The following is a 12,679-nucleotide window of genomic DNA, read 5'->3' on the forward strand; positions in this document are numbered from 1 at the left end:
TGTGAGTGAACAACTAGATATTTGCATGGGCTGCGGTGTAAAAGTCCAAACTGAAAACCCGGAAATGATTGGCTATGCACCTGCTTCGGCATTAGCAAAGGAAATGATTATTTGCCAACGGTGTTTTCGTTTAAAACACTACAACGAAGTTCAAGATGTTAATTTAACAGATGATGATTTTTTGAAAATATTAAATGAGATTGGCAGGACAGACGCCCTTGTCGTGATGATTGTTGATATTTTTGATTTTAATGGAAGCTGGCTTCCGGGCTTGCACCGCTTCGTTGGTAAAAACAAAGTCCTGCTGGTTGGCAATAAGGTTGATTTATTGCCGAAGTCCGTTAAGCATAACAAGTTAATAAACTGGATGAAGCATGAAGCAAAGCAACTGGGATTAAAGCCGGAAGAGGTGTTTCTCGTCAGTGCGGCTAAAGGGCTAAATGTGAAAGAAACAGCGGGAGCCATTGACGAATTGCGTAAGGGCAAAGACGTTTATGTAGTCGGCTGTACCAATGTCGGGAAATCTACATTTATTAATAGAATCATTAAGGAAGTAACCGGGGAAGCAGATGTGATTACGACCTCCCATTTTCCGGGGACGACGCTGGATATCATTAAAATTCCGCTTGACGATGAGAAATCATTGATTGATTCTCCAGGAATCATCAACCATCATCAAATGGCGCATTTTGTTGATAAACGGGACTTGAAAATTATTACACCTAAAAAAGAAATTAAGCCAAAGGTGTTTCAATTAAATGAAGGACAAACCTTATTCTTTGGCGGTTTGGCCCGGTTCGATTATATCAGCGGCGGCAGACGATCGTTTGTTTGTTATGTTTCTAATGAAATCAATATTCACCGGACAAAAACCGAAAATGCAGCAGAGCTTTATGATAAGCATGTTGGGGAATTACTGACACCGCCGCGGCCGGAACAATTGGACTCATTTCCGGAGCTGGTGAAACAAGAATTTTTCGTAAAAGAAGCGAAAACGGATATTGTTTTCTCAGGGCTTGGCTGGATAACTGTCAATGAGCCCGGGGTAAAAGTGGCGGCTTACGTACCAAAGGGTGTGCAAACGTTAATTAGAAAATCATTAATATAATGGTGGGGAGAGCCAAGTGAAGAAGCTATTCGCGGTATTAGGAGATCCAATCGAGCATTCGATGTCTCCAATCATGCACAATGATTTATTTTCCTTTTATCAAATAGATGCGCACTATCTTCCCTTTCGAGTAAAAGGCGAGAATTTACACGATGCCGTCAAAGGCTTGAAAGCGATTGGTGCAGCAGGATTTAATGTCACCGTACCGCATAAGAGTAAAATTATTCCCTTGCTGGATGAGGTGGATGAATTAGCCGCCAGTATCGGAGCGGTCAATACGGTGGTCAATGAAGGCGGCAAATTGATTGGCTATAATACGGATGGTCCTGGCTTCTTAAAAGGTTTACACGCACACGTACCCAGTGCAGTGGGTCAAAAGATATTAGTAATAGGGGCTGGAGGTGCCGCACGGGCGATTTATTTCACTCTAGCCAGGGAGAATCCGCAGGCAATTGACATCGCGAATCGTACGCTGGAAACCGCTTTGAAACTTATTGAGGATTGTCCGTATACAAATATCTCAAGGGCGTTGTCTTTGGCTGAGGCAAATCAAAAATTAGCGGAATATAATTTAATTATTCAAACGACGACGATTGGTATGTCGCCAAAAATCGCTGAACAGCCACTGGATTTGGGCAATTTAAGTCATAAGTCCATGGTTTGTGATATAATTTATAATCCGTTGGAAACGCAATTCTTACGTGAGGCAAGTATAAAAGGAGCAAAAATCCAAAACGGAATCGATATGTTCGTTTATCAGGGGGCGCTTGCCTTTGAGAAATGGACTGGAATTTTTCCTGATGTGGAAAGAATGAGAGAAAATGTTTTGCAACAACTAGGAGGAAAAACATGTTAACAGGTAAACAAAAACGATTTTTACGCTCAAAGGCGCATCACTTGGATCCGATTTTTCAAGTAGGCAAAGGCGGCGTAAACGAGAATATGATTAAACAGATAGCAGATGCGCTAGAAGCGAGAGAGCTTTTTAAAGTAAGCATTTTGCAAAATTGTGAAGAAGATAAAACCGAAGTTGCCGAGCAGTTAGCAGAAGGTACTGGTGCGGATATTGTGCAAATCATTGGTAATATCATTGTTCTCTATAAAGAGTCTGTGGAAAAGAAAACAATCAAACTTCCATAAGAGCAAAGGATGGCGAAAGCATGAAGAAAGTTGGGATTTTGGGGGGAACGTTCGATCCTCCGCATTACGGACATCTTTTGATTGCTAATGAAGTTCTTGCTGCACTAAAGCTTGATGAAATTTGGTTCATGCCAAATGGGGAGCCGCCGCATAAGCAAAAAACAGGATCGGTTACGAATGGACAGCGTGTTCAAATGCTGAAGCTGGCTATTCAGGGGAATTCAGCTTTTAAAATTGAAACGATCGAGCTACATCGGGTAGGTCTATCATACACCGTTGATACAATGAAAATGTTGAATGCCGAATATACGGACTATCAATTTTTCTTTATCATTGGGGCGGATATGATTGAGTATTTGCCTAAATGGCACAAAATTGATGAGCTAGTAAAACTTGTCCAATTTGTTGGGGTGGAAAGGCCTGCCTACAGCCTTCAAACCGATTATCCGATTCTTTATGTGGACGTACCGGCAATGGATGTGTCATCCAGTATGATTAGAGAGCGGTTGACAAGCGGTAAGACGGTCCGTTATTTACTGCCAGATTCGGTTATCCACTATATCGAGGAGAATCAATTATATGGAACGTGAAGAGGCGTTAAAGATTGTCAAGGAACAATTAACAGAGCATCGCTATCAGCATACGTTAGGGGTAATGGAAACAGCGGTTCTCTTGGCGAGGCAGTACGGTGCAGACGAGCAAAAGGCGGAACTGGCGGCGATTTTTCACGATTATGCGAAATTTCGTTCGAAAGATGAAATGAAAGCAATTATTGCTGACCAAGGGTTTCCGCAGGATTTGCTCGAGTTTAATGCTGAATTATGGCATGCGCCGGTTGGAGCTTTCCTAGTGGAAAAGGAAGCAGGCATCACAGACAGAGAAATTTTAGCTGCTATCCGTTATCATACATCGGGAAGAATTGGAATGTCTTTGCTTGAGAAAATCATCTATCTAGCTGATTATATTGAACCAGGCAGGCATTTTCCCGGCGTTGATGAAGTCAGAGCGATGGCGAAGGAAAATTTAGATCAAGCATTAATAAAAGCAGTGCAAAATACGATTCTTTTTTTATTGAAGAAGAATCAAAAGGTATTTCCGGATACATTTTACACCTACAATGACCTTATTAATAAACTGGAGGCTTGATGAATGAATAATCAAGAATTATTAAAAATTGCCGTTAAAGCAGCAGATGATAAACGTGCGGAAGACATCCTTGCGCTAAACATGCAGGGGATTTCTTTAATTGCCGATTACTTTATTATTTGTCATGGGAATTCCGATAAACAAGTGCAGGCAATAGCACGGGAAATGAAAGAGAAAGCGCAAGAAAAAGGCTACGAAGTGAAAAGAATGGAAGGCTTTGATGAAGCAAGATGGATTTTAATTGATATGGGCGATGTGGTTGCCCATGTGTTCCATCGTGATGAAAGAAGCTATTACAATTTGGAACGGCTATGGGGCGATGCACCGCTTGAAGATGTTTTTAGTGAGCTGAATTCATGAGTTATCAGCAATTCGCTTACCTTTATGATGAGCTGATGAAAGATGCTCCATATGATGAGTGGGTGCGGTTTGTTAGAGATATTCTCCAAAAATATCAGGTGGAGGGCGGACCTCGGCCACGGCTGCTTGATGTAGCATGTGGGACCGGGGAGCTCTCCGTTCGCTTTGCTACTGATGGTTTTCAAGTGACCGGTGTCGACCTGTCTGAAGATATGCTGGCAGTAGCACAGGCGAAAGCGGAGGATGCAGGAGTTAGGATTCCTTTTTTTCAGCAAAATATGGCTGAATTGGAAGGTCAGGGGAATTTCGATGTGATTGGTATCTTTTGTGATTCATTAAATTATCTTGAAACCGAAGAAGAGGTTATTGCTACTTTTTCGAATGTTCTCGAGCAATTAAATGATGATGGACTTTTCATAGTGGATGTCCATTCCCCTTATAAAATCAATGACGGTTTCATTAATCAAACCTTTGCCTTAAATGAAGAAAAGGTTTCATATATCTGGAATAGTTTCCCTGGCGAAGAACCGAATAGTGTTGAGCATGAGCTAAGCTTTTTTGTTTTGGATGAACGGCTGGGAAAATATGACCGCTTTGATGAACTGCATTATCAACGTACATATCCTGTTCAGCAATATGAAACCTGGTTACTGGAAGCCGGTTTTGAAGTACTTGAGGTTTGCGCTGATTTCGAACAGACACCGCCGGAGCACGATTCAGAAAGAATCTTTTTTGTTGCCAGGAAAAATAAATGAGCCATCTTTTAAAAAAAGATGGCTTTTTTTAAAATTCATGAAGGAATTTGTCAAATAAACACGAATTAATGATTAGAGAACTGTAACTCTACTTTATCCAGATCTTCTTTAAATTTTGCGTGTGTTGCCTGAAACAGGTGTTCAAATACGTCTCCAAGTTCGTTCTCCAGTACTTTAATACCCTCACCGGTTATTCCGCCCTTTACACATACTTTTTCTTGAAGTGACGGTAACGTATAATGCCCTTGCTTTAATAATTCACCTAGACCGACAATCATTTCACTGGCAAAAATGGTGGCTGTTTTTTCATCAATTTCTGTCTCCCTGACGGCTGCTTGGATGAAACGCTGCAGGAGATAGCTGAAAAAAGCCGGTCCGCAGCTAACGATATCTGAGGCAACCCTCGTTACTTTTTCATCAATATAAACCGGCACAGAAATCTTCGTAATTATTTGCTCTATTTTCGCTTTCCAAACATCGCTGCAATTTTCTCCAAAAGTAATTAATGACACCCCGGATAACGCACGATTGGTGATGCTTGGGATTACCCGGGCGGTTGAACACGATACCTTTTGTTCAAGCTGGCTTGTACTGATAGGACTCGTTATCGAAATTAGACATTTTTCTCGACCTAAATGGGGATTGATTTCATCAAGGATTTTAAATGCATCTAATGGTTTTACACATAAAAATAACAAATCGGATTGAGCCGCTACTTCTTCTGCATTTGCCCCAACCCTAATTTCTTTATATTTATTTTTAAGCTGCATGGCTTTGGAAATTGTTCTATTCGTAATCAACATTGAAGAAGGGGAAATGGCTTTTCCGTCAATTAAGGCCTCCACCACAATACTCCCCATATTACCGGTACCGATGATACCTATATTCATTTTCCGACCCTCCTTCACAAGCAATATTCTTTAATAACCATATGAAAACGAGTAATAAAATATACCTTTAGAAAGGATGGATTCATATGAAAGACTGGTTAATTGAACACAAGTTTTATTTAATCGCCGCTGTTGTTCTTGTTTTTGGGAGCTTTTATTATTTTTATCTTTATGATGATAAAGAACTTCCGCTCAATTCCGCGATAAGTCAAGTCGACAATAAACAGCAGTCAGCTGTGAAGGATGCTGAAAAGAAAGAGCTGCCGGAAAAGATTATGGTAGATGTAAAGGGGCAGATCAAACTTCCAGGGGTTTATCTATCCAATTCTGGTGAACGGGTCATCGATGTGATTAATCGTGCAGGGGGATTAACAGACAAAGCAGACCAAAGTAAGGTGAATTTTGCCGAGCATGTGCACGATGAAATGTTGATTTATATACCAGCCATCGGTGAGGAGGGGGTTTCAGCCCCTGGCACATCAGGAGGAGCCGCTATGTCAACGTCAGGCGGTGCTGGTCAAACGCAAGGGAAAATTAATATCAATAAAGCGACTGAAAGTGAATTACAAACCCTGCCCGGAATCGGTCCTGCAAAAGCGGCAGCCATCATCGAGTATCGGAAAACAAGCGGTCCATTTAAAGCGGTGGAAGATATTAAGAATATAAGCGGAATTGGTGAAAAAACGTTTGAAAAATTAAAGGATTCGATAGCGGTTCATTGATTCTTTCATTGTCCAGCTCCAGTGCGCGTGCGCTTTTCTTATTAAATTCGATTCGCTAATAAATTGAAATATTCGCTAATAAGTGGTCAAGATTCGCTAATAAACCATCTAGATTCGCTAATAAACTCCCGAAATTCGCTAATAAAAAAATCAGACATAATTTCTTAACAATTTCCGCTAAAATTCGGCAGGATTTTCACAGGCTTTTTAGAATTTTATCATTAAAATGTAAAGGAGTGATTTGTTTGGTCATAAAAGCAAGGACTATTCCATTAAAACTTCTGATTTTGGCGGCAATATTAAGGCGGCTCCCATTAAGTCACCAAAACTATCAAGCCATTTTAGATGAATTCAAAAGACGAGAGGCCGGATATCAAGGTGAGGTATCACTAGATTACTATCTCCGTTCTCTTCCGCAGGAAAAATATCTGATTCTTCACGATTTAAACCTTCCGGATGGAAATTATATTTGCCAAATCGACACCTTTCTTCTAACACCAGAATTTGGACTCATTATTGATGTGAAAAATATGGCTGGCAAGTTAATTTTTGATACTGAGAATGAGCAATTTATTCAAATTAATAATGATAAGGAAAAAGGGTACCCAGACCCGATTGCCCAGGCTGAAAGGCATAAAGCTTTTATTAAAAAATGGCTCGCTGCGAATGGTTTTCCTCCGGTACCCATTGATTACATGGTTGTCATCAGCAACCCATACGCTACATATATGGTTTCCGGCCCCAATGCCCGCAAAGTAAAGCCGCGTGTTTGCAAGGCAGACGCTTTTCTGAGTAAGATACAATTTTTTGAAAAAATGTATTCTTCCTCACTCCTCAGCCCGAAAGAGCTTCGGAAAATTTGTCGCCTCCTTGTGAAAATGAATACTCCGCCGACAAAATTCCTTCTTGAAAAATTCGATATTAAACAGTCAGAACTATTAACGGGCGTTCTTGGCCCATGCTGCAATTATCTGCCCCTTATCCGTAAAAAACAACAATGGTATTGTCCCCGCTGTGACAAATATTTTGTTGATGCCCATATAACTGCGTTGATGGATTACTTTTTATTGTTCGATATGAAAATTACTAATCGGCAGTTTCGGGAGTTTTGCCATTTGGATTCGATTCATACAGCTAAAAGACTGCTAATGCTTTCTGGAAAAGTAAATTACTCAGGTATAAAAAAGGGAAGGGTCTATTATCCGAAGGCTTTTCCATGGTAAATTTCAATTCGCTATTAAATCCTTAAATTCGCTAATAAATATGGCAAATTCGCTAATAAATATGGCAAATTCGCTAATAAACTCTCAAAATTCGCTAATAAAAAATTGGGCGAGTCTAATTGACTGCTTTTTCGCGGGAAAAAAAATGTTTTTCAGACGGGTAAGTATCTTCTAATTACATTTTTTCGCCAATTTAACGTCCAAAATGAATAATTTACCCCACAAGAGGCTGTTTTTTCCAAAAGTGACAGTATTTAAAGCAATTTGCGATATTTTTAAAGATAAGAAATTTCGACTTGAGAAATGTCCAGCTCCATAGCGGCGAGACGCCTTCACGCTTCGCTCTACGATAAGTCAACATCTGAACGCTTGCGCTCACCATGTTTCCAATACTCTTGAAGCGCTCAAGGCATATCGTGAGCTGACTAGTGCGCTCACGCTTTTCTTATTGACCGAATTGTCCAAGCCGGCTTACACTTAAATCAGAAAAGTTATTAAGGAGTGGGAGAACGTGAATCGGATTTCGTGGAATCAATACTTTATGGCGCAAAGTCATTTGCTCGCATTAAGAAGCACATGTACAAGATTGACGGTTGGGGCGACGATTGTCAGGGATAAACGAATCATAGCAGGCGGCTACAATGGATCGATAGCTGGAGGCGACCATTGCATTGATAAAGGCTGCTACGTTATCGACAATCACTGTGTACGAACAATTCATGCGGAAATAAATGCACTCTTACAATGTGCAAAATTTGGTGTGCCTACATCCGAGGCGGACATTTATGTAACTCATTTTCCTTGCCTGCAATGCTGTAAGGCACTTATCCAAGCTGGGATTAAAACAGTTTATTATGCGATGGATTATAAAAATCACCCGTTTGCTATCGAACTATTTGAACAAGCAAATGTGAAAACAGAAAAGGTTGAACTGACAGAACCGGTCATCGATTTTCGAAAGATAAAACAGTAATTCCTCTAGAACGACGCCGGGTATTCCGGCGTCTCACCCTCGTTAAAAAAACTACTAATGGAGAAGAATCATGAATGGAAAATACTTTTATTTCGCACTTGCGGCCCTTTTGGGTGTCCTCTGTTCTCTAGTTACGTTTCTTCCGTTTTTTCTGCTGACATTCTTTTATCTGTACCTGCTAAACAAATACAAACGGTTTAAAAATAAACAACTATTCGTGGTAATGTTTATCTTTGTAACATTTGTGTTTTTGGCGGGACGGACACAATTAGAAAATAAATCTTTAATCCCCGAAACCATCACAGATTTTTATATCGAATATAACCAGAATCCAAAAATAGATGGCGACCTCCTGCAAATTCAAGCAACTGAAAAACAATTCAAGGAAAAGCTCCTTATCCGTTACAAAATAAAATCGGAAGCAGAACAAGTGCTGTTAAAAAGTAAAAGCTTTTACAATTGTTTGTGCCAGGTGTCAGGCACCATAAAAAAACCAGCCATCGCAAAAAATCCAAATAGCTTTGACTACCGTCAATATTTAGCTTCGAAGGATATTTATTGGATCGTTGAAAGCCAGGAAAATCCACTTCAAAATTGTTCCCCGATGAGACCCTCGCCAATGACCATGGTGAAACAACTTCGCTTTTTAGGAATTCGTTATCTTGAAGCACATTTTCCAATTGAAATTGCCTCACTATCAGCCGCCTTAATCTTTGGCGATCGCAGTATGCTTGACCCTGTTTTATTGGGGGATTTTCAAAAAACGGGAATCGTCCATTTGTTGGCCATTTCAGGCCTTCATGTTTCGTTGTTAGTGGGAATGGTTTTTTATTTGGGGATTCGAATCGGGCTGACAAGACAGTTCATGATGAATTTCCTGCTGCTGATTTTACCTGTCTATGTCATTCTTACTGGTGCCTCTCCATCGGTGATCAGGGCGGTCCTAATGATTTATCTTGTCTTATTGACTGTTAAGTGGAAAAGCAGGCTAAAGCTCTTACCGATTGATGCAATCAGTTTGGCGTTCATGATTTTTTTGTTTTTTTCGCCAAAGGTTATAGTTGATATTGGCTTTCAACTTTCCTTTTCGGTAAGTCTGGTGATTATTTTCTCTGCGCCGATTATTTTGCGCCGTTATCAAAACAATGGCGCCCGAATTCTGGCTACTTCAGTAACGGCTCAATTAGCTGCCCTTCCATTATTATTCTATCATTTCTTTGAAATGTCGCTGATGGGGATTGCAGCTAATATGTTATACATTCCGCTTTTTTCGTTTGTTTATCTCCCTGGCTTATACATCTTGTTTATCATCCAAATTCTTTTTGGAAACACACCACTATTTCTTATCAATATCTTCAAAAATATCATAAACCTGTCCAATCATCTTATTGGTTATTTAGCTCATTTTTCTTTCGCTGCTTTTGTTCCTGGGAGGCCGAACATCATTCAGCTAATCATCTACATCGTTATCATCGTTGCTATTTTTTACATCTGGGAAGCTAAAGTGTATCAGAAAAAGAAAACTCACTTGTTCTATTTAGTTGTTATCCTCCTTTCCTTTCAGCCTGTGTGGAATTGGCTGAACCCCATTGGTGAAGTGACGATGATTGATGTCGGGCAAGGGGACAGCAGTTTGATTCACCTTCCCCACGGGAGGGGGACCTATCTCATCGATACGGGGGGAACGATGACGTTTGGCGAAGAAGAAGAATGGAAGCACCGTTTAAAACCGTATGAAGTCGGCAGGGATGTTGTTGTTCCTTTTTTGAAGGGAAAGGGAATCACGAAAATCGATAAACTTATTCTTACCCATGGGGATATGGACCATATTGGCGGGACATTTTCAATATTAAAGGAGCTTCGGGTCAAACAAATCCTGTTGCCTTCTGTCGTTGCTCCTTCTGAAACGGAATTAAGAATTATTCAGGAGGCAGAAAAGAGAAAAATCCCAGTCATAAAAGTATCGGCGGGGGATCAATGGAAAAGTGCGGGAAGTAAATTCAATATTCTATCACCAGAAAAAAATTTTAGCGGTGAACGAAACCGCGGTTCAATCGCTTTGGTTGCGCAAGTAGGGGGAGTTACCTGGTTCTTTGGCGGGGATTTAGACCAAGAAGGGGAAATGAAAATCAGCAAACAATTTCCTAATTTAACGATTGATGTGCTAAAAGCTGGTCATCATGGAAGTAAAACTTCAAGTGCCGAAGCGTTCATCAAGCAAATCAACCCGGGTACAGCATTAATTTCAGCAGGTGAAACCAATCGTTATGGCCATCCACACCAAGAGGTTTTAGAGCGTTTGCGAGAAACGAACACGACCATTTACCGGACGGACTTGCAGGGGGCCATAACCTTCCGTTTTTATCGAAATAATGGAACCTTTTCAACCTATCTGCCATAGGATGTATTCAAAGTAAAAAAAGGCTGCATATGCAGCCTCTTAAATTACTCATATGTAGCCAAATATTTAAGAACCAATTAATTTAATGACTGTTGCAATAATAAACATTACAGCAAAAAAACCAAAGGAAACCCCAAATCCTACTCCAGAATCAATTGCATCGTTTCGTTTACTTACCGGATTTTTTTCGAATTCGTTCACAGTCTACCCCTCCTATTTCATCATATAGTATAAGCCATTTGACTGAAAAAATCCAGCCTGCCTGTGGAAAACGGCAGAGAGCGCAAACCGTCTTATTAGTTGCTTTCCTATACTGACAAGAGTTGTCAAAATAGTTTGACTCGAGGTAGGCAACACTATGATTACAAAGGAACTCCGCCGGGCGGCTTAGAACCTAGGTCTAAAAATTGCCGGGCGTTCATTATAAATCGGGAATTGGCACTTTATTGAAAAGCTGCTAATTCCCTTTAAGTACTTGTCAAATTGTCCAAGCTTCTTTACGATAGATGTGAGTGATAAGAAGAGGAGCGCGGACAATGGTATTAGATATTTGGCGGAAAATTAAACAAAGGGATTTTGCTCCTATTTATTTATTATATGGAACAGAGGCATATTTAATCAATGAGACGAAACAATTACTGCTGAACGAGGCATTAAACGAAGAAGAGAAGGACTTTAATTTTTCGGTCTATGATTTAGAAGATACACCTATCGATGTGGCGTTAGAGGATGCTGAAACCTTTCCATTTTTCGGCGAAAGAAAAGTGATCTTTTTACATAATCCAGCATTTTTAACGGCAGAAAAATCAAAAGAAAAGATTGAACATAATTTAGTGAAATTTGAGGCATATTTGAAAGAGCCAGCGCCCTATACGGTAATGGTTATTTCTGCTCCATACGAAAAATTAGATGAACGAAAAAAAATAACCAAAGAATTGAAACGAACGGCAGAAGTAGTTGAAGCGAAAAAATTAAAAGAACACGAATTAATCAATTGGGTGAAGAACCGAGCGAAGAGCAGCGGGATTGAATTTGAACCAAATGCGATTGAGCAATTATTGGCTCTTGTCGGAACAAACATGTTTATGATTACAAGTGAAGTTGATAAATTAGCTTTGTATGCCGCAGACCAAAAGAAAATTGATGTGAATTTAGTTGAAAAGTTAGTTTCACGCTCACTTGAGCAAAATATTTTTACCTTAATTGAAAAAGTGGTCCAGCGTAAACTGGATGAAGCCTTACGAATTTATTATGATTTATTAAAACAAAATGAAGAGCCAATCAAAATTTTGGCGCTGCTTGCAGGGCAGTTCCGGTTAATATATCAAGTGAAGGAGCTTTCAAGACGAGGGTACGGGCAGCAGCAAATTGCGGGTTACTTGAAAACCCACCCGTTCCGCGTCAAGCTTGCGCTCGGCCAGGCGGGTAAATTTAGCGATGAAGAATTAGCCAGTATAATGGAGATGCTAGCTGAGGCCGACTACCAAATGAAAACAGGCGGTATGAATAAATCATTATTGATTGAGATGGTATTATTTCGGTTAAAAAAGTAAAAAAAAACGATTCCTGTAAAGGAATCGTTTTTTTTTCGCTTATTAAAGAGCGTTCGCTTTTTTCATTAGACGTGATTTTTTACGAGCAGCAGCATTTTTGTGGATTAGACCTTTTCCAGCAGCCTTGTCCAATTTGCTAGCAGCAGTTACTAATGCTTCCTTTGCAGCAGCAGCGTCGTTAGTAGTAACAGCAGCTTCTACTTTCTTAACAGCCGTACGCATTGCAGATTTAGCAGTTGTATTTTGAGCATTTTTCGCTTCATTTGTTTTTACACGCTTAATAGCAGATTTAATGTTAGGCATTCCATTCACCTCCTACAAAGAATCGAGACTATATGAACTCGACTATACATTCATCATAATAATTCAGAACAAGAAGTATTTTATCAAACGAGAGCCTATATTGCA

Annotated in this window: 14 protein-coding genes and 1 pseudogene; 12 read left to right on the top strand and 3 right to left on the bottom strand. The window is 40.0% G+C overall.

Features of this window, described 5'->3' with window-relative positions; genetic code table 11:
- Window position 1: 1 nt before the first annotated feature.
- The 7 genes from yqeH to AA980_RS13520 are packed head-to-tail and all read left to right on the top strand — an operon-like array spanning window position 2 to window position 4,509.
- Window positions 2–1,108 carry a ribosome biogenesis GTPase YqeH gene (gene yqeH / locus AA980_RS13490; RefSeq protein WP_024029940.1) on the top strand — a complete coding sequence of 369 codons (1,107 nt, stop codon included), beginning with the start codon at window positions 2–4 and terminating at the stop codon, window positions 1,106–1,108.
- A 16-nt stretch (window positions 1,109–1,124) separates the two neighbouring features.
- Window positions 1,125–1,964, top strand: a complete 840-nt coding sequence (aroE, locus tag AA980_RS13495) for a shikimate dehydrogenase (protein ID WP_024029939.1) — start codon at window positions 1,125–1,127, stop codon at window positions 1,962–1,964.
- The gene (gene yhbY / locus AA980_RS13500) at window positions 1,958–2,248 is read left to right on the top strand and encodes a ribosome assembly RNA-binding protein YhbY (RefSeq protein WP_024029938.1); all 291 of its coding nucleotides are present in this window, start codon (window positions 1,958–1,960) and stop codon (window positions 2,246–2,248) included. Before aroE ends, yhbY begins: the two co-directional genes overlap by 7 nt.
- 20 nt (window positions 2,249–2,268) lie before the next feature.
- Window positions 2,269–2,838, top strand: a complete 570-nt coding sequence (locus AA980_RS13505; RefSeq protein WP_024029937.1) for a nicotinate-nucleotide adenylyltransferase — start codon at window positions 2,269–2,271, stop codon at window positions 2,836–2,838.
- Window positions 2,828–3,394 (top strand): bis(5'-nucleosyl)-tetraphosphatase (symmetrical) YqeK, encoded by a 567-nt coding sequence (yqeK, locus tag AA980_RS13510; protein ID WP_024029936.1) that lies wholly within the window; start codon window positions 2,828–2,830, stop codon window positions 3,392–3,394. The genes AA980_RS13505 and yqeK overlap by 11 nt, the downstream gene beginning before the upstream one ends.
- A gap of 3 nt (window positions 3,395–3,397) precedes the next feature.
- Window positions 3,398–3,754, top strand: a complete 357-nt coding sequence (gene rsfS, locus AA980_RS13515) for a ribosome silencing factor (RefSeq protein ID WP_024029935.1) — start codon at window positions 3,398–3,400, stop codon at window positions 3,752–3,754.
- On the top strand, window positions 3,751–4,509 hold the full coding sequence (locus AA980_RS13520; protein WP_024029934.1) for a class I SAM-dependent DNA methyltransferase: 759 nt from the start codon (window positions 3,751–3,753) through the stop codon (window positions 4,507–4,509). Before rsfS ends, AA980_RS13520 begins: the two co-directional genes overlap by 4 nt.
- Before the next feature lie 65 nt (window positions 4,510–4,574).
- Here AA980_RS13520 and comER read toward each other — a convergent pair whose 3' ends face one another.
- Window positions 4,575–5,399: a late competence protein ComER gene (gene comER / locus AA980_RS13525; protein ID WP_024029933.1), complete on the bottom strand. Its 825-nt coding sequence runs from the start codon at window positions 5,397–5,399 to the stop codon at window positions 4,575–4,577.
- An 86-nt stretch (window positions 5,400–5,485) separates the two neighbouring features.
- Between comER and AA980_RS13530 the strand changes: the two genes are divergently transcribed.
- The 4 genes and pseudogenes from AA980_RS13530 to AA980_RS13545 all read left to right on the top strand — a co-directional run bounded on the left by AA980_RS13530 (window position 5,486) and on the right by AA980_RS13545 (window position 10,718).
- Window positions 5,486–6,121 carry a helix-hairpin-helix domain-containing protein gene (locus AA980_RS13530; protein WP_024029932.1) on the top strand — a complete coding sequence of 212 codons (636 nt, stop codon included), beginning with the start codon at window positions 5,486–5,488 and terminating at the stop codon, window positions 6,119–6,121.
- Between the two features lie 245 nt (window positions 6,122–6,366).
- Window positions 6,367–7,344: a nuclease-related domain-containing protein gene (locus AA980_RS13535; protein WP_024029931.1), complete on the top strand. Its 978-nt coding sequence runs from the start codon at window positions 6,367–6,369 to the stop codon at window positions 7,342–7,344.
- 511 nt (window positions 7,345–7,855) lie between these two features.
- Window positions 7,856–8,302: pseudogene (locus AA980_RS13540) on the top strand (ComE operon protein 2); the annotation flags it as partial.
- 85 nt (window positions 8,303–8,387) lie between these two features.
- Window positions 8,388–10,718, top strand: coding sequence for a DNA internalization-related competence protein ComEC/Rec2 (locus tag AA980_RS13545; protein WP_024029929.1), 2,331 nt, complete (start codon window positions 8,388–8,390; stop codon window positions 10,716–10,718).
- A gap of 66 nt (window positions 10,719–10,784) precedes the next feature.
- Here the strand turns inward: AA980_RS13545 and AA980_RS26405 are convergent, their stop codons facing one another.
- Window positions 10,785–10,919, bottom strand: coding sequence for a YqzM family protein (locus AA980_RS26405; RefSeq protein ID WP_024029928.1), 135 nt, complete (start codon window positions 10,917–10,919; stop codon window positions 10,785–10,787).
- Window positions 10,920–11,254: 335 nt separating this feature from the next.
- Here AA980_RS26405 and holA point away from each other — a divergent pair, with 335 nt between their 5' ends.
- Window positions 11,255–12,271 (top strand): DNA polymerase III subunit delta, encoded by a 1,017-nt coding sequence (gene holA, locus AA980_RS13555; protein WP_024029927.1) that lies wholly within the window; start codon window positions 11,255–11,257, stop codon window positions 12,269–12,271.
- Between the two features lie 42 nt (window positions 12,272–12,313).
- Here holA and rpsT read toward each other — a convergent pair whose 3' ends face one another.
- On the bottom strand, window positions 12,314–12,574 hold the full coding sequence (rpsT, locus tag AA980_RS13560; RefSeq protein ID WP_024029926.1) for a 30S ribosomal protein S20: 261 nt from the start codon (window positions 12,572–12,574) through the stop codon (window positions 12,314–12,316).
- Between the last annotated feature and the right edge of the window lie 105 nt (window positions 12,575–12,679).

It is taken from the genome of Neobacillus vireti, assembly GCF_001026695.1.
Classification (GTDB): Bacteria; Bacillota; Bacilli; order Bacillales; family Cytobacillaceae; genus Neobacillus; species Neobacillus vireti.